Origin of the sequence: Marinomonas polaris DSM 16579, from assembly GCF_900129155.1 — a bacterium.
In the GTDB taxonomy this organism is placed as follows: Bacteria; Pseudomonadota; Gammaproteobacteria; order Pseudomonadales; family Marinomonadaceae; genus Marinomonas; species Marinomonas polaris.
On record NZ_FQVF01000024.1, the window covers coordinates 31064 to 56035 of the forward strand.

At 42.0% G+C, this 24972-nt stretch carries 17 protein-coding genes and 1 pseudogene; 6 read left to right on the plus strand and 12 right to left on the minus strand.

The features are described from left to right. Window positions 1-302 precede the first annotated feature (302 nt). The 7 genes and pseudogenes from BUA59_RS20540 to BUA59_RS20570 all read right to left on the minus strand — a co-directional run bounded on the left by BUA59_RS20540 (window position 303) and on the right by BUA59_RS20570 (window position 8018). Window positions 303-725, minus strand: coding sequence for a hypothetical protein (locus BUA59_RS20540; protein ID WP_072841700.1), 423 nt, complete (start codon window positions 723-725; stop codon window positions 303-305). Further along, a complete protein-coding gene (locus BUA59_RS20545; RefSeq protein WP_072841702.1) occupies window positions 722-2788 on the minus strand; it encodes a hypothetical protein in 2067 nt (688 codons plus the stop codon). Before BUA59_RS20545 ends, BUA59_RS20540 begins: the two co-directional genes overlap by 4 nt. After that, window positions 2785-4890 carry a hypothetical protein gene (locus tag BUA59_RS20550; RefSeq protein ID WP_072841703.1) on the minus strand — a complete coding sequence of 702 codons (2106 nt, stop codon included), beginning with the start codon at window positions 4888-4890 and terminating at the stop codon, window positions 2785-2787. Before BUA59_RS20550 ends, BUA59_RS20545 begins: the two co-directional genes overlap by 4 nt. Then, entirely contained in the window at window positions 4890-6341 is a 1452-nt protein-coding gene (locus BUA59_RS20555) for a tyrosine-type recombinase/integrase (protein WP_072841705.1), read from the minus strand. The genes BUA59_RS20550 and BUA59_RS20555 overlap by 1 nt, the downstream gene beginning before the upstream one ends. A gap of 76 nt (window positions 6342-6417) precedes the next feature. After that, a pseudogene (locus tag BUA59_RS20560) lies at window positions 6418-6726 on the minus strand (CLCA_X family protein); the annotation flags it as partial. A 44-nt stretch (window positions 6727-6770) separates the two neighbouring features. Further along, window positions 6771-7235 carry a hypothetical protein gene (locus tag BUA59_RS20565; protein ID WP_072841707.1) on the minus strand — a complete coding sequence of 155 codons (465 nt, stop codon included), beginning with the start codon at window positions 7233-7235 and terminating at the stop codon, window positions 6771-6773. 186 nt (window positions 7236-7421) lie between these two features. Then, on the minus strand, window positions 7422-8018 hold the full coding sequence (locus BUA59_RS20570; protein WP_072841709.1) for a DJ-1/PfpI family protein: 597 nt from the start codon (window positions 8016-8018) through the stop codon (window positions 7422-7424). A gap of 366 nt (window positions 8019-8384) precedes the next feature. Here BUA59_RS20570 and BUA59_RS20575 point away from each other — a divergent pair, with 366 nt between their 5' ends. Then, window positions 8385-10280: a PhoX family protein gene (locus BUA59_RS20575; RefSeq protein WP_072841711.1), complete on the plus strand. Its 1896-nt coding sequence runs from the start codon at window positions 8385-8387 to the stop codon at window positions 10278-10280. A gap of 104 nt (window positions 10281-10384) precedes the next feature. Here the strand turns inward: BUA59_RS20575 and BUA59_RS20580 are convergent, their stop codons facing one another. Beyond that, entirely contained in the window at window positions 10385-11023 is a 639-nt protein-coding gene (locus BUA59_RS20580; RefSeq protein WP_072841713.1) for an alanine--tRNA ligase-related protein, read from the minus strand. Between the two features lie 59 nt (window positions 11024-11082). Further along, window positions 11083-11703: a LysE family translocator gene (locus tag BUA59_RS20585; RefSeq protein ID WP_072841715.1), complete on the minus strand. Its 621-nt coding sequence runs from the start codon at window positions 11701-11703 to the stop codon at window positions 11083-11085. Between the two features lie 103 nt (window positions 11704-11806). On the opposite strand from BUA59_RS20585, the gene BUA59_RS20590 reads away from it, so the two are divergent. Together BUA59_RS20590 and BUA59_RS20595 are read left to right on the plus strand one after the other, a co-directional pair. After that, window positions 11807-12631, plus strand: coding sequence for an AraC family transcriptional regulator (locus BUA59_RS20590; RefSeq protein WP_072841717.1), 825 nt, complete (start codon window positions 11807-11809; stop codon window positions 12629-12631). Window positions 12632-12834: 203 nt separating this feature from the next. Continuing rightward, window positions 12835-14733, plus strand: a complete 1899-nt coding sequence (locus tag BUA59_RS20595) for a HAMP domain-containing methyl-accepting chemotaxis protein (RefSeq protein WP_072841719.1) — start codon at window positions 12835-12837, stop codon at window positions 14731-14733. Between the two features lie 90 nt (window positions 14734-14823). On the opposite strand, the gene BUA59_RS20600 is transcribed toward BUA59_RS20595, so the two are convergent. Then, window positions 14824-16290 carry an anion permease gene (locus BUA59_RS20600; RefSeq protein ID WP_072841720.1) on the minus strand — a complete coding sequence of 489 codons (1467 nt, stop codon included), beginning with the start codon at window positions 16288-16290 and terminating at the stop codon, window positions 14824-14826. Window positions 16291-16484: 194 nt separating this feature from the next. Beyond that, window positions 16485-17456, minus strand: a complete 972-nt coding sequence (gene rluC, locus BUA59_RS20605) for a 23S rRNA pseudouridine(955/2504/2580) synthase RluC (RefSeq protein ID WP_072841722.1) — start codon at window positions 17454-17456, stop codon at window positions 16485-16487. Window positions 17457-17929: 473 nt separating this feature from the next. Between rluC and rne the strand changes: the two genes are divergently transcribed. The 3 genes from rne (at window position 17930) to BUA59_RS20615 (ending at window position 22881) form a co-directional block, all read left to right on the plus strand. Then, a complete protein-coding gene (gene rne, locus BUA59_RS20610) occupies window positions 17930-20419 on the plus strand; it encodes a ribonuclease E (protein ID WP_139248938.1) in 2490 nt (829 codons plus the stop codon). A gap of 74 nt (window positions 20420-20493) precedes the next feature. After that, a complete protein-coding gene (locus tag BUA59_RS23705; protein WP_139248940.1) occupies window positions 20494-21102 on the plus strand; it encodes a hypothetical protein in 609 nt (202 codons plus the stop codon). A gap of 126 nt (window positions 21103-21228) precedes the next feature. Continuing rightward, complete coding sequence (locus BUA59_RS20615) at window positions 21229-22881, plus strand: SulP family inorganic anion transporter (RefSeq protein WP_072841775.1); 1653 nt, start codon at window positions 21229-21231, stop codon at window positions 22879-22881. Between the two features lie 128 nt (window positions 22882-23009). Here the strand turns inward: BUA59_RS20615 and aceF are convergent, their stop codons facing one another. Continuing rightward, a complete protein-coding gene (gene aceF, locus BUA59_RS20620; protein WP_072841724.1) occupies window positions 23010-24929 on the minus strand; it encodes a dihydrolipoyllysine-residue acetyltransferase in 1920 nt (639 codons plus the stop codon). Between the last annotated feature and the right edge of the window lie 43 nt (window positions 24930-24972).

Here is a 24972-nt window from a genome sequence, read left to right on the forward strand (position 1 = left end):
TTTAAAGCATATTTTTTAGAAGTTCCTACTGTCTAGCAAATGCTGGGAAGTCCAGTAAGCTCGCCATGCTGTTTGCTCTTGCAAACGTGTTTCGAGTTGATCAGATGATCCGAGCCGCAAGGGGGGCAATCCGTTAAAAAACCACTAAACAAGGTTTAATTATCTTGTTTAGTGGTAGAAAAGTGATAAAGCAGCCACATTATTGACTGACATTGGGCTTTTCAGAATATTAAGGCGTGCAGCTCGACTTATTCGTAAGTTCCCCAACACTTCGATTTCAATCTCTTTCATTATGTAACTTTTCATTGCCGAGAATTAAGCGAAGATACATTGTTGGTAAGAGCTTTCAGGTGTTTATTCTCGCTTTGAAGCTCGTAATTAGTTTTTATTAAGTTAAGCATTTTTTCTAAGCAGGTCTCGTGCTCTCTCTTGAGTAACACATACTTATTTGAAAGTTCTTCGACCCTAGCATCAGAGGTCTTCTTAACTTTTTTCGGGCTTTCAGCGAGCTGGCTTTGCCGAATAATCTCCTGCGCTGCAATTTCCTTACACAACTGAGGGTATCTCTCAGAGCGTATGAAGCCCTTCTTTTTTCCAGCTTCTACGGCAACAATGGTGGTAGAAAAGCGGAAATTAGGGTCAGTAGTATCTACCACCTCCGTCTCTCCGTTCTTAAGGCGCTCTAAAGCGGCCCTGTACAACTTTTCGCCCCTTAAATTACTCATGCTCTACCATCCGTTATGTCTACTGTATTGATTAGCTTATTTCTCATCTCAAGGGTTGTTTCGATATCTCGGATATCTTTCTCAAGCTGCTTCCCATAAGGGGTTCCTGTACCGAAGCGCTCAAGTCGTCCCTGATAATCTACTTTTGTTTTTACTAGAAGCGGAACACTCCGATTGTTAAAAACGCTATAGCCGCAGCCAACACAGGTTGTGATTGAGCTGAAGGCAATTCGGTCACATACCTCAACCGCCATGCAGTTACCGAGTGGTGTCTCTGTGCATCTAAGCCTGCCTTGCTTTACTTGCTTCTTAGTTTTTTCACGATCTGTAAACAGAGTAGGAAGCTTGCCAGAGATTTTTTGTTTCTGTATCAGCGAACCCATCCCTCCGAACACGATTTCGTCTGCTGTAATTACCTCGCTATACAAGCGCTCCACTTGCCCTTCCGCTAATTCATCCTGAAACTCTTTGATGAAGCCTCTCTGAGATATTACTGAGGCATCAAACGATATATCGCTCGATTTTGGAAGGATGAAATTCTTAGCGAATGCAGCATCGTTTCCATAGAATGCGCTGGTTTGGATTGCTATATGCTTGAATTGAGCTTTAAGAGTAGGCAAAGAGACAAGCCCGCTTCTGGCGGCATAAACGGCGAGAGATCGGCGATACATATGTGATTGAAATTCAAAATGCTTGCCTACTTCAATGCCCGGTTTTAGAGACTCCGCACTAGCGTTTGGGTCAATTAACAAGATCTCGGCCATGTCCACGTGGGAGACGATAATTTCAGGATCTCTATTGAGGCGATGTTGCTTCCATAACCAGCCCTTGAAACTTGCCTTCTGTATGGGAAGGTCAAAGAGAGCTCCCTTATTGGCTCGTTTGCGTGTATTAACTGAAAGAAACAATGGAACAGATGATTCATCAACCATTACGGGGTCTAAGCCGTATTCATACTTCAGTGTTACACGGTTAATTATGTTGGCCGCTTCAAAAGCTTTTTCGATCTCTGGCGAAGTCACCCAATCCGCAAAGTAACCAGATTCTTTCGCCATTTTCGTCGTGTAGGTCCGAATCACTGCTATCCTGTTTCGTCCAATTGTTTTGAACCGGAATCCATCCATCGCAACTGAGTTGCATTCTTCTTTTCTCATGCCGCTAAAAGCGTGAATCATTTCCCTGATAGGTATTCTGACCTTTTGGGGAACCCCCTTAAGATTTTGAAATTCTTCAATTTCAAAATACTCGACAAACTCTGAATATTTGTCTTTCTTAAGTTCCTCTGCAAACGCCTTTGCAGCGTTGTCTCGCGCGACCCTAGGTGATCCGCCTTCGGCTATATAATCTCGAACAAATCTGTGCCGAAATTCCATCAAGCATTCATAGCAGTCTTTAAGCGCAATAAATCTGTCGATGTAATCCAGGCAGGTTTTGATTCTGTGTGAAAGTATTCTTGTGGGTATGACAGGAGTCTGCTGTGAAATTAAAGGGTATTCCTTAATTAGTTCACCTAGATATTTAAAGGCATCATTCGAAGGAAAAATATCGAAGCCTTCTATCTGAACTGATATACGGTGCAGCGCAGAAAATAAGTTGTTTGCGTCTAGGAGGCGTCTTGCAATTTGTTTTTTGTCTAATTTAGGGTCATGAACAATGAAGTCAAGGGTAGAGTTATCTTGCAGAGACTCTCTTATCGTCAGACGCTGTTTTATCGCAAGGCGAGTATGACGCTTTAGAATATTGAAAAGTTCAGCAATAGTGTTTATAGCTCTAGCGGTCGATCTATAAATCAACAGAAATAATATGATTTTAAATTCATATCTATATGAGTCGGCATTCTCCTCCGTGCAGACTTCTTGAATGAATCTTTCAATATGGAAGCGGGTGGAAGCGCCAACATACATAGAATAGTCCCACATAGGATCTCCATAGACGCTTTTAATGTGTCCATCAAAACCCCGACTCATTACGTGATCGATAGCAGGAACAAAATTCGTTGTAGTAACTGGATCGGGATTGAACAAGTCATCTGCACTTTCTACAAAAAGAGGTAATATATTCATTCTGCATATCCTAGTTCGATCAGGAAATTAAAATGATGAGACCAAAATTCATCTAGATCGCCTTCCGAAACTTCCTCGGAAATTTCCTCAATCAAAGCGGCTTTATCTAGATAACTTTTTTTGATGTGCTCCAGTATTTCCTCAATTCTCCCCTCGATTGGAGCAAAGACAGTGATATAGCGATCAATTGATCCTGCTCTTTCCTTCAAGAGAGGAAAAAGCTCGCGAAAGGACAGAAGTTTCCTCAAGCCAGTCTCGTCAGCGTGAATCGCGAAAAACTCACAGAACAAACAGGTTTCGCTTCGGGCGCAGTCTGGGTCGGGAGCGCCTTCTGTAAATTGCTCAGCTTTTTTGGGCTTAACGAAGTCAGAGTTGTCGCAGTTGCCAACCGGTAAATTGTCTGTGATGTCATCCTCGATAACCCTTACAGGTATATAATTTGAGTCCGACCTTCCGACAGCTTTTACGCTGGTTATAACACTGTTGTAGTAGTCGGCCAGCTCAGGGTGTGAGTCCTCCTCGTTAACCCCTGAATAAGCTTGCTGAACGGTTGAAATGGAGTTTCCAAGCTTTTGGGCAACTATGCCTGAGTCGCTTCCAGAAAGCTTGTAAAAGTCGAAAGAGACGCCTTGTCGAATCATTCTTGGAGAAAACAGTTCGACGTCAATTTCCCAAATTCGGACAATGGACTTCAATGTTCGTGCAATGCCACTAGGAATTAGTCTGTAGGAACTCCTGTCGAAGTCACTTTTCTTGTGTAGGTTGGTCGTTCCTTTTGAAGCGATTCTAGTAGCTTTCGACCTTTCAAAAAGGAAAAACCAAATAGGCGGCTCTTTATCAAGCTGGCTAACAGCCCAAGAGCGAAGTTCTTGGAATTTTGTAAAAAAACGCTGGAATTGCTTTTTGAATTCGGCATGAACCGTTTTGTTTCCGGCTCTTACCTTTAGACCTGAGAAAACATAACCCCTTTCAGGGGTGTATTCCTCGGAGCCCACTCTAAGTTTCGAGGCAACAGAATAATTAAGCGAGGTGGCGGCTAAAAAAGAATACCAGAAGCAATAGGTGGCAAGCTCGTATGATGTGCGCAAGCATGACTCATAAAGATCGTCATTTGCATTGAGTTTGTTAAAGTCCGCTCGCTTTTTCCTGAACCAATAGTTAACACTACTTCGATTAGAATTTCCTGAGCCGTTAATCTTGATCAAATCTTTACTGCTGGTGAAGCCAAGAGAGCCGAGAATTTGCTCATGTTTTTCCTCGCTGATTATGGCTCCTGATTCACCATAGAAGAGATCACTGTAGATCGATGCCTTCTGGGTTGATGATGGTTTTCCGCTCATAATAAACGTTTTATCGATGCCAGCGTTACTCAGGTCGATTCGCCAGGGGAAGGGTCTTTGATTCAATATCGAATCATGAAGTTGCTCAAAAATGGATAGACAAAAATGAACGAATTTTTGTCTATCCGATCTAGAAGCAGTTTGATCTTGTTCTTTTGGGTCTGATCTCGAAACCACTAAGCTTGGGATGATGCGCTCGATATCCTGCTTACTGAGGCCGTACACATTGCACACTAGTTCTCTAGCTGTGTTTGTAAAAGCGTAGCCACTGCTTCCCTTCAGTGCCTGCTTTGCCGTGCGTGGAAGCCGCATCCGGTGCGAAATATTTTCAACATATTTTTGATAACAGGTAAGCGCCTTCTCCATGGTGGAAGGCCATTCATCTTCATCGGTACTCTTTTCCAAAAAAAAGAAAAAGTGTGTAAGATTACCTGCAATATCTATGGACGTACTTTCTGTACCCCTTTGTTCTCGAATAAATTCGATGGCTTTTGCAATGAAATTTCGTCGTTCTGGTCTAAAGCTTGATGAATCAACTCGAAATTGCTTCAAGCCAGTTTGTTCGTTGAATTGATGCTTGGAAAGATCCTTTCTTGTATAGCAAAAACGCCCAAAGTCAAAAGATCTTACGGATTGTTTTCCTAATTTTTTATCTTCTATAAGAATAATGTTCTCAGGATGCAATCCAGATAAGGTCTCCGCCTCTTTCAGTGAGTTCGCTTTGATAGGTAGATAACTAGCAGGCCTAAATTGCATCCTCATTACTGAACATCACTCCCTACTAGCACATAATCGCTCAAAAGCTCACTCTCAAACTCTACAGAGACTTCTTCGAACATCCCTCCTAACTGCTCAAAATCAAGATATTCTTGAGTAGTAGCAATGCTGGAATGCCCCATTCTTGATTTAACCTCAGAAAGTATCCGTCCAGATTTGTAGCCTTTACTCTCAAGCCTCCTGACTAAGTTCATGCCAAAAGTCGCCCGCAAATCATGAAACTTGAAATAACCGACATCTGGAAATTCTGATTTGAGTTTCTTTCTAAATGTATTTAGATTCATTCGTACCGTATCACCCTTATTTTGAACGAAATCTGCTGAATTCACTGAATAATACGAGTCGGTGTTCTGTCGATCTTGAATTTCTTGCTTTGATATATAAAAAGGAGAAGCTGTTTCGGTTAAGAATAAATAATTTAGATCACCCTTTCCGTAATAAGATCGACCCATGAGTGACTGATGATAATCAGCAGTTGCATAGATATAAAGGTCTTCAATCAATTTTCGAGGAAATAGAAGTCTGTGAAGCTTTCCTCGTTTTGTATTTATAAGATAGCCTTCATTTTCAGCACCGTTACCAGCCTGTATTTCAATGCAAGATAAATTATCAGATATAATTTTTCGGTATGCTGATCTAATATGATGAACTCTTATCGTACATACGGTTTGAATTCGAGCCCCCGTAGACAAAGCTATTCGCATCATTAACTCAAGATGGTAAGGGCAAAGTTGTCTGTCAAAAGCACTAAGAATGCTTCGTTGCTCCTCAACCCTGAGAGGGCGTAGTTCCCCCCCGTCACTGATTCGATCAAGCCGTTTATGAGGCTTTGAATGCTTGATCGCGATATCAGATGTGGTAACCGTTTTAAAACGCCCAAAACCTTTTGCATCGAGAAATTTAATGAATCGATTTATAGTTTTGAACGGAAGGTTTTTGAAGTCTTCTTCGGAAATGAAATTTTCTTCCGCAATCGTTCTATAAAAATGGACGACTGCATTAATAATGTTTGAGGCATATTGCGGGTTCAAACCTTTCACAATGAACGACTGGAGCATATCTCTAAATAGGTAAGTAACTCTTTCGGATTTGTTAAAAGGAAAGTGCATGAAATGGGTACCTGTGTCTTCAAGAAAACGAAGATAGGCAAGGAGATAGTTAGCCCGACTTCTGAGAGTTTCCATATCCCAGGGCTGCTTACTCTTAAGAACGGTTAGGAGATATGCGTTCCCAATTTCCCAGGGAAGTCCATCACTCTGAATCAAAACTGGAACCTTCGGCCACCATCCTTTTGCAGGCTTAAACTGGCAGTTCTCAATTGGGTCAACGCCTTGGAGATCTGGGAATTCAAATTCGCCAAAGTAAAATCGAGGTATCTCAATAAGCTTGGCTGTTGATTGAAATTGATCACCTATTCTGAAATCGCTTCCCATCATTTGAATCCCAAAATATACGTAACGTCAACAACATTAGTCGTTTCGGTGTTTTTTGTCAATCCATAGGCTTCGGTGTAAACCACTCGTGTGCGAGACTACCTGCGCCTGCGTTTTTCGCTAGGGATAATTGTCGGGTTGCCGGAACGTAATGAGCCGCCACGCCGGGACGCCCACCCTTCCCATATTGAAGACCAAGAGTTCCTCGTAAAGATATCAGCAGTTCTGGCCCTTGTAATACAGACATTAGATCTTCTAGCGCTCGATAGAAATTAACCGCCGCGCGGTCCCTTTCTTCTGGCGTGACCCAACGTCCCATCTCAATGCCACGAAAATCAAATTGCCGCCGTATCGAGACAAAACTAATTGGGGATTGGTTATAAGGCATTCAGACTCACTAACTAACGGTTAGACTCAAAGCAGCATTAGGTATTAAGTAATACCAAATTGCTGGTTAAATTCAGCAATTTTTGAACGTCGCATATCTTTTAGATCCTGCAACTGACTCTCCACCTTACTTTTTACAATCTCTATTGTATCTGAATCAGCAGTGGCAACAGCATTTTCTAATTCGCGCTCATACTGATCTAATAAAGTATCATAGTCATCTTGATACGCTTCCTCCACCAGCGCCAAAGCTACTTGATGCTGATAGCTAGCCGCTTGTTCCGTATGCTTTTGAATGTAGGCCAGTGAATTATCAAAATACAGCTGCTTCAAAGAATCCTTTGCCGTAACGGAATTCTTAGAGGCGCTTCTTCTTTCATCCGATACGATTCTTGCAGAGGAGATTTCTGCATCATAGCCCATGCCAGTTTGTGCAAAGCTGACTGGCACAGTATTTAAAACGAGAATTGCGGTAAGAGACTGCAGCTTTTTTAGAAAAACTTTCTTCATGATGGTCATTCTCAATCAGTTATCAGGTAAAACTTGCTTCATAATTAACAGTGAGGTTAATTATGAAGCAAGTTTTGATTCTATTGAGGCTCAAAGATAAGAACAACACCCAAAGCACAGATGCACATTTTAACCTTATCTTTGTGCTTTTTAGATCAATTACCTGACACTAGTCTTTATAGCACACTATAAATATGGCGCTATATTATGCACAACACGATTCACATACTCTTCATTTTCACCAACTGGGGCAACATAGTCGATAGCGTTTTTCGCTTCTTCAATGCTGTCTAACCGAGCAATAACCCAAGCAGCAAGATAATGAGAAGCCAAGCAGCCACCAGCAGTAGCTACATTTCCTTTTGCAAAAAAAGCTTGATTAAGTACTTCAACACCAGCCTCTTTTACCCATGGCAATGTTGTTATATCTGTACAAGCAGGAACATCATCCAATAATCCCAGTTTAGCTAAAACTAAAGCGCCAGAACATTGAGCCCCAATAACCTGACGACTTGGATCAAGTTGTATTTGCGCCATAATAGATGCATCAGCTACCACTTCTCTTGTTTTTATCCCACTCCCTATGATTACAGCATCAGCAGAAGATAAGCTTTCAAGGGAAGCCTGCCTTTCAATCACAACACCATTCATCGACTTAACTTGTTTAGTTGGGCTAGCAATAGATACTTTCCAGCCTTTATTTTTCACTCTGTTCAAAATACCAAGCGCTATAAATGAGTCCAGCTCATTGAAGCCATCGAAAGTTAAAATGGATATATTCATGATTTAATTTACTCCCACGTTTGATCATGAACATATCCTATTCCATCAATTCATGACAATTAAATTCATGAAATGCATAAAATTAATGCCCTTGTTACGAATACCCTTATTAGAATGCTCAACAGTAAAAAAGCTCGATTTAAAAGCCAAGCTGGGCATTTAGTCTGAGTTTAACCAATTGAAATAAAAAGCATTCTCATTCATGAATTGTTTTTTCTCTTTGCAACCAAATAATTTAAACCTGTCACAGAAACTTCATCAAACCCTGATTTAATGCTTTTCAAGAACCATATCTCAGTGGCTCTCTCACTTTCTTTTTACACACGTAGTTCAGGTTGCGACCTGTAGGAATCAAGGAAAAAAATCATGACTAATTCTGTCGACTCAAATCGCCGTCGTATGCTCGGCTTTATGGCTGGTGCACCATTACTACCACTTGCAGGTGGTGTATTTAGCTCTACTGCTTTTGCTGGAATGACTGATGCCCCTCTTTCTTCTGTTAGCTTTGTTCCTATGGCCGCACCATCACTAAGCAATCCTGCAGCCATGTCAACCAATCTTATTAACTCAGCGATGCAATTGAAGTTCGAAGATGGCACAAGCCGCATGGTTAAACTGGATTACCAACCATTCTTCATGACGGGCGACAAAGTTGCAGACGGTAATGGCAATACAGTGATTGCTGGTGGTTATTACGACATCAACAACAAGCCTATCCTTGATCCAAGTGCAGGAAATCGCCAATTTTTCTCAGACTGTCCAGATGGCTCTAGCTTATTAACCGTTAAAGACGCGAAAGTCGCTGGTGTTTACGGTAATCACGTCTTTGCAGTCGTTCAATTTGAATATGCAACTCGCGATGGTGCTGGCGAAGACATGTACGGCAAGCTACCTTCTCCTATTGCTATTCTGACCTTAGACCAAAATCCAGAAACCGGTGAATTGAAACTGGTTAAATACCACAACGTTGATACATCGAATGTCGGTGGTTTATGGATTACTTGTGGTGCGAGTCTATCACCTTGGGGCACTCACCTTTCCAGTGAAGAATACGAGCCAGACGCGTCTAAAACGGATGACAAACAATTCAAAGCGTATTCTAAAAACCTATTTGGTGATGAAAACAAAGGCAAACCATACAACTATGGTCATTTGCCTGAAGTAACGGTCAACAAAGACGGAACGGGCTCTATTAAGAAACATTACTGCATGGGTCGTCTTTCTCACGAGCTTGTACAAGTTATGCCTGATGAGCGCACTGTTATCATGGGTGATGATGCGACAAACAGCGGTTTATTCATGTTTATTGCTGATAAAGCTCGAGACCTTTCATCTGGTAAACTTTACGTTGCCAAATGGCATCAAACATCCAACAAAGGGCCTGGTGCTGGGAACATTTCTTGGATCAAATTAGGCGAAGCAACAAGCGATGAAATTCAACGTTTGGTCGATGCCGATATTAAATCGACTGACATCATGGAAATTCATACTAAAGACCCTAAAGATCCTAGCTTCACCAAAATTGGCTACGGCGGAAAATCTAACTGGGTGAAACTAAAACCAGGTATGGAAAAAGAAGCAGCCTTTCTAGAGACTCACCGTTACGCAGCATTAGTTGGCGGATCTTTGGGCTTTACTAAAATGGAAGGCACCACTGTCAACATTAAAGACAAAAAAGCCTATTCTGCTATGTCTTATATCTACAAAACCATGACAGATGGCAGCAACGACATTCATGTTGAAGGCCCTAAAGCGGGTGCGGTTTATGAACATAAATTAACCGGCGGTCAAAAAGACAATAACGGCCAAGCAATCGACAGTGAATGGGTATCTGTTCACATGCATGCTCCTGCAAACCTGATTGGCGAAGACTTAGCAACGCCTGATGCACTTGGGAACACAGCTCACGCTGATCGCATTGCAAACCCAGATAACATCAAGTTCTCTGAAAAACTTCGCACTTTGTTCATTGGTGAAGACAGTGGTAACCACGTAAACAACTTCCTTTGGGCTTACAACGTAGACAGCGGCGAATTATCTCGCATCATGTCTTGTCCTGCTGGTGCAGAATCAACTGGCTTACACGCAGTAGATGAAATCAACGGCTGGACTTACATCATGAGTAACATCCAACACGCTGGCGATTGGGATGACAAACTACACGCAAAAGTAAAAGATACTTTAGATCCATACATCCGCGCTAACTACAAAGACCGTTACGGTGCTGCTGTTGGTTACATCACAGGTATCCCTAAGGTATAAGAGTTCAAGTTTTAAGGACTAAGATTTAAAAGCTAATACCTTAAAGCTATAAAAACGAAAAGGGCAACCATCTGGCTGCCCTTTTCTTTATCTATTACCTGCACTCAAACCAAATAAATTTCTACTCGCTCTTTGCCTTTACCGACGTTCTTTCTTTTTAATTTGATACTTCCAAGTTCTATCGTGCTTTTAACATGCGTTCCACCACAAGGAACTTGTGCGAAGCCATCAAGCTTCCAATATCGACGCTCTGCTTGCTCATCCGAAAAACCTTTTTCGACCGGCAAATCTGCATCAATTAACAACTGAGCTTGAGCTTGAATATCTGGCAGCATGGAAGAAATGCTTTCTGGCCATTCAAAATCGATCCGACTTTTAGTCTCTGAAATATGCGCGCCCATTTTTTCTAAATTTGGTAGTGCTTTGTAAAATAATTCCAAAACCACTTCCGCGGCGAAGTGCAAACGCATCAAACTATAACGTCGAGGCCAATCAATTTTCACCAATACAGATTTACCTACGTTAAAATCAGGGTCCGCAGCAAGAGTATAAAAAATAGATTTACCTGTTTTTTCCGCCTTAATGACTTCATAACCACCAATGCTTCCAGCATCACTTTCTTGACCTCCAGATTCAGCATAAAAAATGGTTTCTGCGAGCTGAATCTGATTGCCATCAATATGAGTAATAGTTGTCGTCAATTCAGTCTGATAAGGATCGATCCAAAATTGCTTTACCGTCACAGTATTACTCCTTACTTAATTGATGCATTCATCTAGTTATTCATCATAATAAACACATGTTAAGACAACAACAAAACAGCGATTGAAAAACAGACAAACATCGACCCTGTAATGGCATCTACCCACATCATATGTCGTACAAAGAAATCAGACACATAACCACACAACGTACTGTAGGTTAAATGCACAAGAAAAGTACAAAGCAACAAAATCAGAGTAAGGGTAACTGTCTGTGAAATCACGCTGCTCTCTTGATGAATAAAAGCAGGAAGCAGAGCGGTGAAAACAACTAAGGTTTTCGGGTTAAAAATAGACAGAATAACCCCCGTTACGAATGTCATTTTCTTCCCGGGCTTTTGTGACTTCACATCTTCTTGTTTACTGTTAAATAAAGGCCATAAGATACGAATTCCCAAATAGCCGATATACAAACCGCCAACATACTTGATTACAGCAAAAGCCAACTTCGAGTGCAAAACTAACTCGCTCAGGCCCGTTACAGTTGCCACCGCAACAACCCCCAAACCAAATACAATGCCTAACATTAAAGGCAGTGTTCGCCTTACCCCAAAGTACAAAGCAGAATTCAATACAGCAAGCGTACCTGGACCTGGCGTCCCTGCCGCAACCAAACAAATTGCTATGTAATACAAAACAGTAGCGCCACCAAGATCAAACATAAACCCTCCTATATAAAGCAAGAATTTATTATCTATATAGAGATATTTGCTTATAGGATAAAATTGCGTTTTTATGACACCTCAACAACCCAAAGGACATTTTATGGAAACGGAAATCGGTTCACATTTCTTTAATCTGGATTGTTACGATGGGATTGAATGTGTTCGAGCAAACTTCAAAAATCAGCACTTCTCAAAACATATACACGAAGGTTACGCTATTGGCGTCATTGAACATGGGGCACAAAGTTTTTTCAGCCAAGGAGAAAACCATACTTCCGGCGCGGGTAGTTTAGTTATTGTGAATGCAGATACCGCCCATACTGGTGGCCCCGCCTCAGAAAATGGCTGGGGGTATCGAGCCATGTACCCAACCCCAGAGCTTTTTGATGATCTTTTGAGTGACTTAACATTCAAATCAAAAAACGCACCCTATTTCCATCGTCCGATTATTGACGACGAAAAGCTTATAAAACAATTTAACCAAATATTCAGCTCTCTCGCTGATAAACCATCAAGGCTAACCCTAGAAACAACGGTTTATAATTTTTTTGTACAATTATCTATCAATAGCAAAATCAACAGTTCAGTCATTCCTACGAAAAAGGCAAATAAATCATTACTAATTGCGAAAGAGTACATTCATGCTTATGCCAGTCAGGAAATTAGCCTAGAAAACTTATCAAGAATCGTTGGTATGAGTAAATATCATCTCATTCGCCAATTCCAAGCATCGTTTGGCATCACTCCTCACCAATATCAGATTCAATCTCGACTACAAAAGGCAAAAACTTTACTCAAAAATGGTGATCAAGCAAGTAACGTCGCCTCAGAATGTGGTTTCTTCGATCAAAGCCATATGAACAGTCATTTTAAAAAAGCACTAGGAACGACACCCTACCTTTATCAAAAAAGAATTAATGCATAAACGACACACATCAAAGTATTGCATTACAATCATAACCAAAACCTTGAAACATCTTATTTCATGCACTTTTTTACTATTTATTGAAACTATAAATACCCGTTATGATGGACCCAGTAAACGGCTATATAAAATATAAGAATAACTATTATATCCATAAGCTATACCCTCCCCTATACACTAAAAATAGCTAAGGAAGCATTCTCATGAAAAAATTTCTAGAAAACAGACTCATCGGCACTAAACTTGGTTTAGGCTTTGGGTCAGTATTAATACTTGCTCTTATTGTTGGAATAGTCGGTATTTCAGGTGTAAACACTCTACTAAGTAGAGCGGATAAGGTTCGTTTATCGAACGATTTAGACGATACGGTTGTTGAAATGCAAAGAGCCAGAGAACTTTATGTAACGTCAGGCTCAGCAAAGGACAAAGATGAGTTACTTCGCCGTACAGAAGTGCTCGCTGACTTTTTAAAGGAAGGTAAAAATTTATACAACGGTTCAGATGTTAGAGAACTAGTAAAACTAACAGAGCAAAATCTCTTAGAGTATAAAAAAGCACTAACCAATCTTACTGATGCCCGAAAAAACTGGGAAGCAATTGACGATAATGCGACTAAGTTACGCCGCAATATATTTAATCAATATGATCAAACAATTCAACAGCTTCGCCAGCAAAATGATATAGAGAACATGAACACTGCATTGGATGTTGCAAACAGCTGGTATGCACTGACATCTGAGATAAATGATTATGTTATCAAGAAAGAAAATATACCTACTGAGCTTGTCACCACAAGGTTCCAAGCCATTATTAACCAAACAAAAAGCCTACAGCTATCAAACGATCTTCAGGACAAAAAACAAACAATACTGTCTCTTTTAAACGGATACGAAGAACTTGGAAAAAGCAACCCAACCGTTAATGCTGAACTTATAAGAGCGCAAAAAAATCTGATGGCTTTGTCAGCAGATATGAACGATAAAATTGATTCAATAACACTACTTCAGGAACAAAAAAGTAAAGAGGATGGCGATCAAGTTTCAACACTCCTAATCACAGTAACCGCCATCGCTATTCTGATGGGTATTTTCTTTGCTATGCTGATCCGTCATATGATTATAAAACCAATGAATGAGGTTATGACTGCGGTTGAGAAAATCTCTGATGGTGACTTAACTCAGATATTAAACACTGACCGCAAAGACGAATTAGGTCAACTTTATAACAACATTGGAGTCATGAGCCGGACTCTAAACAAGCTCATTTCTGAAGTGATTACTGGTGTCCTAAACCTGAGCTCAACCAGTGAGCAATTAGAAGCGATTTCAAAGCAAGGCCAAACCATGATGCAGTCTCAAAAAGACGAGACGGATCAAGTTGCCACAGCGATAAATGAAATGTCATCAACGGTATCTGAAGTTGCTCGTAATGCAGAAACTGCGGCAGAAGCAACAACTAAAACCGACAACATAGTAAACCAAGGCAATTTGAAGGTATCAGACACAGCGAAATCAATCGAATCGTTAGCTAGCGACTTGACTGTAACTAGTAAAGCAATGGAACAACTAAAAATACGCACTGATAATGTCGGCAATGTATTAGAGGTTATTAAAGCCGTTGCAGAGCAGACCAATTTACTAGCACTAAATGCGGCAATAGAAGCGGCACGAGCTGGTGAAGCAGGACGAGGCTTTGCGGTAGTAGCAGACGAAGTGCGTGGACTAGCTAGCAGAACTCAAAGTTCAGCTAAAGAGATTGAGGACTTAATTGTCGAACTGCAAAATGGCGCCCAAGAATCCCTGGATAAAATGCTAAGAAGCCGTGATTTATCTTCGAGAAACGCTGAACAAGCAAAAGAAGTATTGGAACTTTTCGCAAACATTAGCGAACAAGTCGGCTATGTCCAAGATATGAACAATCAAATAGCTACCGCAGCGGAAGAGCAATCTCAAGTGTCTGATGAGATCAATCGCAGTGTTGAAAATGTCCGTCAGTTAGCAGATCGAACTACTGAAGGCTCTATCGAATCTGTTGCTGCCGTTAGCAACTTGAGAGCATTAAGTCATCAACTTAAATCACTAACAGATCGCTTTAAAATCTAATCACCATCCAGTCAATTCTGGAGGAAAAACGATCACCAACAGTCACCTAATTCATTCCGAATAGGTGACTGTTTTTATTTGAAGCTTTCATTACCAGTAACCCAATACCTTCCACCATAAGCCGCCGACAACACCCCATACGGCTAAATTAACGACACTCATAATAAAGCCCATGATCCACCAATCTTCCATGGATACATAACCAGACCCAAAGATAATCGGCGATGTGCCTGTCGCGTAATGAGTCAATGACATCATCAAGGAAGACGCGCCAGCCAGTAACAGACCAAGATACAAAGGTGGTGCACCTAACGCCAAACCTGCGGCATAAAAAGCCGCAAACATGGCGGTAATATGCGCGGTCGTACTTGCAAAGAAATAATGCACATAAAAATAAATTGCGACTAAGATGACGACAGAAATAGCCCAATCAAATCCGAAGTGTTCAATATTACTTTCAACAACAGTCGAAAACCATTGCACCAAACCAAGCTTATTCAAAAAAGTGGCCATCATCACCAAGGCGGAGAACCATACAACCGTATCCCAAGCGGATTTTTCTTTGAGCACGTCATCCCAGCTCAAAACACCTGTTACTAATAAAACAGACAAGCCTAAAAATGCTACCGCCGTTGTATTCACCGCATAGTCTGCACCGAACAACATCGCAGGAATACCAGCCCAAAGAATAAGTAAAAGAGCAAACACCGCCACCATGACTTTTTCTCCATAAGACATAGGCCCCATTTCGGCGAGTCGAGATTTTGCGTAAGTTTTTGCATCTGGTGTACTTTTAATCTCGGGAGGATAAATGGCATAAACAACCAAAGGCACAAGTGCAATACACACCAAGCCTGGCAAAAGTGCCGCTAGCGCCCATGTTCCCCAAGTAATGCTAATATTAGCGCCAGTGGCGTCAGAGATTAATTTAACAATTAGGGGATTGGGTGCGGTTGCTGTAATGAACATAGCCGAGGTAATGGGGTTAATATGGTAATTAACCAAAGCAAGATAATGACCAATCTTACGAGAGGTTCCCTCCTCTGGCGAAGAGCCAAAACTAGTAGCAATGGATTTCATAATTGGATGAATTATACCACCACCCCGTGCGGTATTACTCGGTGTTACCGGTGCGATAACCAATTCTGAAATAGCCAAAGCGTAGCCAATACCAATGGTCTTTTTACCAAACAAAGAAATAAAGTAGTAACCAATACGGTTTCCAAGCCCTGTTTTTGCTAAGCCTCGTGAAATAACAATCGCTATACCGATCAACCAAATTAGAGAATTCGAAAAGCCACTCAATGCGTCTTTAATCGCGCCAGCAGGCGTATCACTAGTAACACCAGTTAGCGCCACTAGAGTAATCGCCAAAATCGCGAGAGCCCCAATTGGCATCGCCTTCCCTATAATGGCAACCACAGTACCAACAAATAAAGCTAGCAAATGCCAAGCATTAGCAGATACACCATCGGGCACAGGCGCAATAAACCAGATTAACAGCGTGATAAAAACAGAAATGAGTCCCGGAATGATCCGAATATCTGGGGTTTTCATGAAAAATCCTTTCATCTTAGAAAAAAGTTTCCCTATTGAAGACAAGGGAATCATTCCTCTATGTTAAAGCATTCAGTACTAAAAAAAGGTGATACACATCACAGAAGCAAGATTCACTAACAGTAAGGTAAAAAAAAGACCTGCATCAGCAAGTCTTTTTTAGATTAATAATTGAAATCAATAATGAAAAAAGATTAGGAAAAAATTCCTGTTAAGTTTTCATTCATCAAGGTTTGCCATTCTTTATCGAGTGGGGCTTCAAACAACATACGTTCGCCGTTCAACATTATATCCAGGCGAGTCGCATGCAAACACAAGCGTTTAAAACCAAGGGCCTTTGTTTCTTTTAAAGACTCTGCTGGAGAATATTTTTCATCGCCAACAATCGGATAGCCAGCATATTGAGTATGAACCCGAATTTGGTGTGTGCGCCCTGTTACCGGCTCACACTCAACCAAACTATAGCCTTCAAACTGTCGAACTAACTTAAACCGAGTCAAACTCTCTTTTCCGTCAGTGTGTACTCTTACAACGCGCTCGCCAGATTGCAGTTCATTTTTTAATAAAGGGGCGTTAACTTGCAATTTTCTTTTAGGCCAGCTGCCATAAACCAATGCAAGGTAAGTTTTTTGCACGCCTTCTTTTTCGCGTAATGCTGTATGTAATTCTTTGAGGACTGCGCGCTTCTTAGCGACCATGATCAGACCAGAAGTATCACGATCAAGTCGATGAACAAGCTCAATAAACTTCTCTAGCGGTCGCATTTGGCGAATAACTTCAACCAGACCGAAACTCAAACCACTGCCACCATGAACAGCTAAGCCAGAAGGTTTATTAATGACGATCAAGCCTTTGTCTTCATAGACAATGCGTGATTCTATCTCGCTTTTAAGGCGATCTGACAAGACAGGCTTGTCGGATTCTGGCGCAATAACAATTGGCGCAATACGTACAACATCTTCATTTTGAAGGCGATAGTCAGGCTTGGTCCGCTTCTTATTGACGCGTATTTCCCCTTTCCTAAGTAAGTTGTAAATCTTGCCTTTCGGAACACCCTTTAAAAAGGTAACCAAAAAATTATCGATTCGCTGACCCGTATTATTGTCGTCAATTGTGACGTAACGAACCGCGGGACGCTCTGCTGATTTTAGTTCTGAGTCCGACATAAGCTAAGATTGGTTTCCTTTATAATTGAAGCACTTAGTTTTTACTGTTATATTCACATTCGCAAAGGGTAAGAGGCAACAAAACACCTCGAAGATAAGATGCAAGAATTGAATGACAATTGCCGAAGCGACACTTTGGCCCCCTATCTTACCTCTGTAACAGTTAATCTTAAATAATAAACCGCATGATTCGGAAAAATCCGCTTCAGTGGAAGGAACTCTCATTAAAATTGCTAGGCCGCGCGTTCGCGTTGTTTCGTAAAAGCAAAGAAACGAGACCGGTTAAAGAGACTATTTAGTATTGATCACGGCAGCGACCGCATAAAAGCGTTTAAAATAAAATAAACGAATCGCGTACTCCTCTCGCCAGAGAACACTGAATGACTTGCTCTAATTCTGAGTCAGATTTATTAATGGTTACCCTATCACTGTTGTGACTCTTTCGTAATCAGCTAACAGAGTTCACACATATAATGATTAGAATGCTTATTAATGCAACTCAACAAGAAGAGTTGCGCGTCGCCCTAGTAGACGGACAACGTCTATATGATCTAGACATCGAATCCGGTTCACGCGAACAAAAGAAGTCAAATATATATAAAGGCCGCATCACTCGCATTGAGCCGAGTCTAGAAGCTGCTTTTGTTGACTTCGGCGCAGATCGCCATGGTTTCTTACCTTTAAAAGAAATTTCCAAGACCTACTTTTCCAAAAAATCGAACCATGAAGGCCGAATTAACATCAAAGATGTGTTAAGCGAAGGTCAAGAAGTGATTGTTCAAGTGGATAAAGAAGAACGCGGCAATAAAGGTGCTGCTTTAACCACTTTCGTTAGCTTAGCAGGTCGTTATTTGGTTTTGATGCCAAACAATCCTCGCGCTGGTGGCATATCTCGTCGTATCGACGGTGATGACAGATCACACCTTAAAGAAGCTATGTCAGGTTTGAACACGCCAGAAAATGGTGGCCTTATTGTTCGTACTGCTGGCGTTGGTCGCTCAACTGAAGAATTGCAGTGGGATTTGGATTACCTTGATACTCTATGGTCTTCCATTACTAAAGCCGCATCTGAAAAACCTGCTCCTTTCTTAATCTATCAAGAAAGCAACATCGTTATCCGCGCCATTCGCGATTACTTACGTGAAGACATTGGCGAAGTACTGATTGATGAGAAAAGCGCCTACCAAGACGCGATCAACTTCGTCATGCAAGTAATGCCGCACTTTAAGTCGCGCATTAAAATGTATACCGACTCAACTCCTCTGTTTAACCGCTTCCAGATCGAAACTCAGATCGAAACGGCTTTCCAGCGTGAAGTCCGCCTACCTTCTGGTGGCTCTATTGTTATCGATCCGACAGAAGCCTTAGTTTCTATCGACATTAACTCGGCTCGCGCTACAAAAGGCGGAGACATAGAAGAAACAGCATTACAAACCAACTTAGAAGCCGCAGACGAAATTGCTCGCCAATTACGCCTTCGTGACATTGGCGGCTTGGTTGTTATCGACTTCATCGATATGACACCAGTACGCAACCAGAAAGAAGTTGAAACCCGCATGAAGAACGCTCTAGAGGCGGATCGTGCTCGCGTTCAACTTGGTCGCATTTCTCGCTTCGGTTTGCTGGAAATGTCACGTCAGCGCCTACGCCCTTCCCTTGGTGAAACAAGTGGTATCGTTTGTCCTCGCTGTAATGGCCAAGGATTCATCCGTGACGTGGAATCTCTAGCGCTTTCTGTACTTCGCCTAATCGAAGAAGAATGCTCTAAAGAGCGCACAGCTCAAATTCGTGCCGTTTTACCAGTATCTGTTGCAACTTTCTTATTAAACGAGAAACGCACTAACATTGCTAAAATTGAAAAACGTAACAATGTTCATATTATTCTTGTACCAAATCCTCATATGGAAACGCCACACTTTGAAGTAGAGCGTATTCGTGATGACAGTACAGTTGTTATGCAAAATGAGAACAGCTACACATTGGTAGAGACACCAGAGCAGCCGCCATATGAGCCTCGCAAAGCAAATGAAAATGTTCGCCCACAAGCGGCCGTAACCAGCATTGCACCTAAAGCACCAGCTCCTGAGCACACGGCACCAGCACAAGCAGCAGCCGTCGCGCCAAAGGCAATCAAAAATGCGCAAAACAAGCCAAGTTTGTTTAAACGCTTCATGACGGCATTGTTTGGCGAAACTCAAAGCAAGCCAAAACAAAAAACCGTTAGCAAAACGCCTCCTGTAGCGCCTTCACAAAATGATCGTGATACGTCAAGCAAGCCTAACGGCAATCGTGTAAACCGAAACAAACGCAATGTTAAGCATCAAAATGCGGACCGTGATGACAACAATGCAGCTGAAAAAAATCGCTCTACTCGTCAATCTCGCCGAGAACAAGCCGAAGCTAGCACTAAGGGAAGTAATAACAACCGTCGCAACAACCGTGGCAATAAACAAGAAACTCAAGAACCAAGAGTTGAGAAGCAAGAAGCTGCTGTAAAAGCAACTCCGCGCCAACCACAGAAAGAAGTTCCTGAAGTTAAAGAACGCAAACGCGATCGCAATGATAATCGTCGTCGCAACGGCAAACTAAAAGACGAAGCTCTAGAAGCTACTAAACTACAAGAGCAAGAAGATGCTGCTTTGGTAGAAGCTGCTCAAAATGCTGAAGTGGAAAACAACGAAAACGGTGATGAACCTCAACGCCGTTCACGTCGATCACGTCGTTCACGTCGCCCACAAAAAGAAGAAAACAACGTACAGCAAGAAAATGTTGAATCTGAAAACGATGAAGCACAATCTACTGAAGTTACTGCGTCGCAAACAGAAGAAGCATCAATCACTTCAGACGTTAAGCATGCAAAAACTGAAGTCGAAGCAAAATCAGCAGACACAACATCAGAATCTTCTACAAAAAAGCAGTTGGAGCCTTTGAAGCTGTTGAAGCTGTTGAAGCTGAGAAAGTAGAATCTACTGATGCCGAGCAAGCAACAGAAGAAACTAAAGAAAAATCTCCTGAAGCTAAACCTGCAAAACCTAAGATGTCAGTAAAAGCTCAAATGCGTAAAATTGAGCAAGAGACACCGGAAGTTGAAACAATTACAACAGAAGAAACCAAAGCAGAACAAGCTGAAGCGGAACCAAAAACAGCAACTTCTACAACAGAGATTCAAGTAGCAACCTCGACTGAAGAACTAGTGGAAGAAGCAAGTGTAACGGAAGAGATAAAAACCGAAGCACCAGAAAAACCAGCAACAGTAGAAGCCGAGACTGCAGCAATAGAGCTTACACAAGAAGCTACTGAAGCTACGACTGATCCAGTCACCTCAGAAACTGCAGCCGTGAATACCTCCGAAACCAAAGTGGAAGAAGAGAAAGTACAAAACACTGCAGGTAGCTCAACTCGAACTCCTCGCCGTGGACGTGGCAAACCAGCCACTAAACAAGCAAACACAGAAGCCAAAGCACCGGTAGAATTACCAGCCGCTATTTTGGCTCAGCAAGAGAAGCTTCGTTTAGAGCAAGAAGAAAAACGCAATGCTGCGACTTCACGTCGACGTGCATCAGCAGGTCGTGTGAAAAACGACCCTAGGATTGCTCGAGAAGAAGAAAAAGGCTCTGAATCAATTTCAGAAGCCAATGTAGAATAAAACCTACAGCTTCTCTCTAGGAAATAACAAAGAGCCCGCATTATGCGGGCTCTTTTGCAAAAAGAGCACTATGGATTATTTCAACGGATTGATTTGAACATAAATAACGGACAGGTAAAAAAAACAATGATCATTGATTTTTCTCGCTTTAAAGATTGGACTCTTGTGGGCGATTTATTCGGCGGCGCAACAACCGCTATTGTATCGCTACCTCTCGCATTAGCGTTTGGCGTTGCGTCAGGAGCCGGTGCAGAAGCAGGACTCTGGGGCGCTATACTCGTCGGCCTATTTGCTGCGATTTTTGGTGGGTCTACCAGCCTAATCTCAGAGCCAACTGGACCAATGACCGTCATCATGACTGCGGTATTGACCAGTATGATGGCTAGCAGTCCAGAAGGCGGTGTAGCGATGGCTTTTACCGTAGTTATGATCGCCGGCTTATTCCAAATCACATTAGGTTATCTGAAGTTAGGTAAATACATAACACTCATGCCATATAGCGTAATCTCAGGATTCATGTCTGGCATCGGCATTATCTTAATCATCTTACAAATTGCCCCTTTCTTAGGACACGCATCGCCATCTGGCGGCGTAATGGGAACCTTGACTGCATTACCAACCCTTATTGTTAACTTGAAGTTTTCCGAATTATTTCTAGGCCTATTAACATTAGGCGTATTATTTTATCTTCCTAAGCACTGGCGTCGCTACATCCCTCCCCAGCTTGTCGCTTTAGTCGCAATAACTCTTGTTTCTGTTGTGCTATTTAGTGACTCGGATGTACGTCGTATCGGTGTTATTCCATCTGGCTTACCATCTATCCACTGGCCTCATTTTGAACGTTCAGTATTTATTGAAATGATCATCAATGGATTGGTGCTTGGCACTTTAGGTTGTATTGATACTCTGTTAACAGCCGTCATTGCTGATAGCCTAACCCGCAAAGAGCACGATTCGAATCGAGAGCTTATCGGTCAAGGCACAGCCAACTTCTTCTCGGGCCTGCTTGGCGGCCTTCCTGGCGCTGGTGCCACTATGGGAACCGTGGTGAACATACAGTCCGGCGGCAAATCACCACTTGCAGGCATCACAAGAGCCTTAATTCTTTTACTGGTTGTACTTGGAGCATCAGAGCTAATCAGCCCGATCCCAATGGCCGTGCTTGCTGGCATAGCCTTATATGTAGGGATTAATATTCTCGATTGGAGCTTCTTGAAGCGCGCACACAAAGTTGCCCTCTCGCCAACCATAATCATGTATGGCGTAATGGCACTAACCGTGTTTGTTGACCTTATGGTCGCGGTAGGAATCGGCGTCTTTATAGCCAACATAATGACAATAGAAAAACTCAGCCGACTACAATCAGGAAATGTAAAAGCAATCAGTGATGCTGATGATGACATCCCACTATCTGAGGAAGAAAAATCATTACTAGATCAAGCAGACGGAAAAGTATTACTTTTCTATTTGTCCGGACCAATGATTTTTGGCGCAAGTAAGGCCATCGCAAAACACCACAATCGGATACATAACTATAAGGCTGTAGTATTAGATCTGAGCGCAGTCCCTATGATGGACCTAACTATTGGTCTTGCATTAGAAAACGCCATCAAAGACGCTATAGAAGCAGATTGTGCCGTTTATATATTTAGTCCCAACGGACAAACCACAGAACGACTTGAAAAATTGGGTGTATTAAACCGATTGCCACACAATGCGTTCTGCGACTCACGAAAATCTGCCTTGATGCAGGCTGTTAACAACCTACCCAGTACATAAGAAAATTACTTAGTGAACCAAAAATACTAAACCGAAAAAAAAACACTAAAATCAAAAAGTTATAGACCAAAAAAAAGCCGCTTTGTAAGCGGCTTTTTATTTATTTAGCTATTCACCAAAGTGGCTCATTAAAGAGACAAGCGACGCACATCACTTAGCAATGAGTTCAAGAAGGTCATGAAACGACCAGCATCACCACCATTCACAGCTCTGTGGTCATAAGACAAGCACAATGGCAACATTGTACGAGGCTCAAATTCTTTACCATTCCAACGTGGCTCGATGTCTGCTTTAGAAACACCAAGAATACCTACTTCAGGACAGTTAACGATAGGAGTAAATCCAGTACCGCCAATTGCACCCAAACTAGAAATAGTAAAACAACCACCTTGCATATCGGCAGGTTTAAGTTGCTTATCAAGCGCTTTCTTAATCAGTTCGCTCGCTTCTTTTGCTATTTGAATCACTGACTTCTTATCAGCATCACGCAAAACAGGAACAACCAAGCCAGCAGGAGAATCTACAGCGATACCAATGTGTACATAATGCTTCTGAACATAGCTTTCACCATCAGCCATTAGCGACACATTGAAGCTTGGATTCGCAACCATAGCTTGCGCTACCGCTTTAATCAGGAATGGAAGTGGCGTCAATTTAACACCTTGTTTCTCCATTTCACCTTTCAAGCCTTTGCGGAAGTCTTCAAGATCAGAGATGTCAGCTTTATCAAACTGAGTAACTTGAGGCACAACAAGTGCGTTGCGAACCATGTTTTGAGCAGTTAGACGTTGAATCTTACTCATCTTAACAACTTCGACATCACCGAACTTGCTAAAGTCTTGATCAGGCACAGTCGGTAGACCAGAACCTGTTGCAACACCCGCTGGAGCTGATGCAGCCTTTTGTACAGCAGCTTTCACATAGGCATGCAAATCTTCTTTCGTAATACGACCACGAGGGCCAGTAGGACGAACAAGAGATAGATCAACACCTAGCTCACGAGCAAGCATACGCACCGCGGGACCTGCGTGAACTTTCTTAGAAGGTTCAGACAATACAGCAGATTGATCCGCCGCAGGAGCTGCTTTTGCAGTACTAGCTTTAGGCGCTTCAGCAGAAGCAGGAGCCGCTTTTTCAGCAACCGGCGCAGACGCCGTAACTTCAGAACCACCTTCCACTTCAAGCTCGAGAACAAGATGACCTTCAGAAACCTTATCACCAACTTTAATAGAAACAGATTTAACTGTTCCTGATTTCGGCGCAGGGATTTCCATGGAAGCTTTATCAGTTTCAAGAACGATAATAGAATCGCCCTCTTTAACCTTATCACCAGCCGCTACAGCAACTTCGATAACTTCTACACCTTCCGCACCACCAATATCAGGAACTTTAACAGTCTCAACACCACCAGATACAGGCGCTGCAGCCGCAGGCGCTGAAGATTTTGGTGCTTCCGCTTTTTCTTCTGAAGCTGCAGGCGTAGATGATTCAGTTATTAACATAAGGATGTCAGCACCCTCAGAAACAGTATCACCTACTTTGATCGAAATTTTACCGATCTTGCCTGTAAACGGCGAAGGTATATCCATAGATGCTTTATCAGTTTCCAAAACGATCAAAGAGTCACCCTCTTCAACCATATCACCTTCAGCAACACAGACTTCAATAACTTCTACGTCAGTCGCACCACCAATATCAGGCACAGAAACTTTTTCTTCACTAGAAGATGATGAAGCTGGAGCAGTCTTCTCGGCAGATTTTGCTGGCGTAGAAGCTTCTACTGGCGTTTCAGGAGCGGATTTTTCTGCACCTTCAACCTCAATAACAAGAAGCTCATCACCTTCAGAAACTTTATCGCCTTCTTTCACAGAAATGCTTTTTACTTTACCAGCCATGGAAGATGGAACATCCATGGAAGCCTTATCTGTTTCTAAAACAATAATAGATTGGTCCACTTCAATAATGTCACCAACCTTAATACTGATCTCGATAATTTCGACATCAGTCGCACCACCAATATCCGGTACTCGAATGATTTCAGTACTCACAGAAATCTCCTTTGTCTTATAGACGCATCAAACTTAAAAACTT

What these genes read in the sequence shown, in the direction of transcription:
- BUA59_RS20540 (WP_072841700.1), bottom strand. Translation starts at nt 725, where the DNA reads ATGAGTAATTTAAGGGGCGAAAAGTTGTACAGGGCCGCTTTAGAGCGC.
- BUA59_RS20545 (WP_072841702.1), bottom strand. Translation starts at nt 2,788, where the DNA reads ATGAATATATTACCTCTTTTTGTAGAAAGTGCAGATGACTTGTTCAAT.
- BUA59_RS20550 (WP_072841703.1), bottom strand. Translation starts at nt 4,890, where the DNA reads ATGAGGATGCAATTTAGGCCTGCTAGTTATCTACCTATCAAAGCGAAC.
- BUA59_RS20555 (WP_072841705.1), bottom strand. Translation starts at nt 6,341, where the DNA reads ATGATGGGAAGCGATTTCAGAATAGGTGATCAATTTCAATCAACAGCC.
- BUA59_RS20565 (WP_072841707.1), bottom strand. Translation starts at nt 7,235, where the DNA reads ATGAAGAAAGTTTTTCTAAAAAAGCTGCAGTCTCTTACCGCAATTCTC.
- BUA59_RS20570 (WP_072841709.1), bottom strand. Translation starts at nt 8,018, where the DNA reads ATGAATATATCCATTTTAACTTTCGATGGCTTCAATGAGCTGGACTCA.
- BUA59_RS20575 (WP_072841711.1), top strand. Translation starts at nt 8,385, where the DNA reads ATGACTAATTCTGTCGACTCAAATCGCCGTCGTATGCTCGGCTTTATG.
- BUA59_RS20585 (WP_072841715.1), bottom strand. Translation starts at nt 11,703, where the DNA reads ATGTTTGATCTTGGTGGCGCTACTGTTTTGTATTACATAGCAATTTGT.
- BUA59_RS20590 (WP_072841717.1), top strand. Translation starts at nt 11,807, where the DNA reads ATGGAAACGGAAATCGGTTCACATTTCTTTAATCTGGATTGTTACGAT.
- BUA59_RS20595 (WP_072841719.1), top strand. Translation starts at nt 12,835, where the DNA reads ATGAAAAAATTTCTAGAAAACAGACTCATCGGCACTAAACTTGGTTTA.
- BUA59_RS20600 (WP_072841720.1), bottom strand. Translation starts at nt 16,290, where the DNA reads ATGAAAACCCCAGATATTCGGATCATTCCGGGACTCATTTCTGTTTTT.
- rluC (WP_072841722.1), bottom strand. Translation starts at nt 17,456, where the DNA reads ATGTCGGACTCAGAACTAAAATCAGCAGAGCGTCCCGCGGTTCGTTAC.
- rne (WP_139248938.1), top strand. Translation starts at nt 17,930, where the DNA reads ATGATTAGAATGCTTATTAATGCAACTCAACAAGAAGAGTTGCGCGTC.
- BUA59_RS23705 (WP_139248940.1), top strand. Translation starts at nt 20,494, where the DNA reads ATGTCAGTAAAAGCTCAAATGCGTAAAATTGAGCAAGAGACACCGGAA.
- BUA59_RS20615 (WP_072841775.1), top strand. Translation starts at nt 21,229, where the DNA reads ATGATCATTGATTTTTCTCGCTTTAAAGATTGGACTCTTGTGGGCGAT.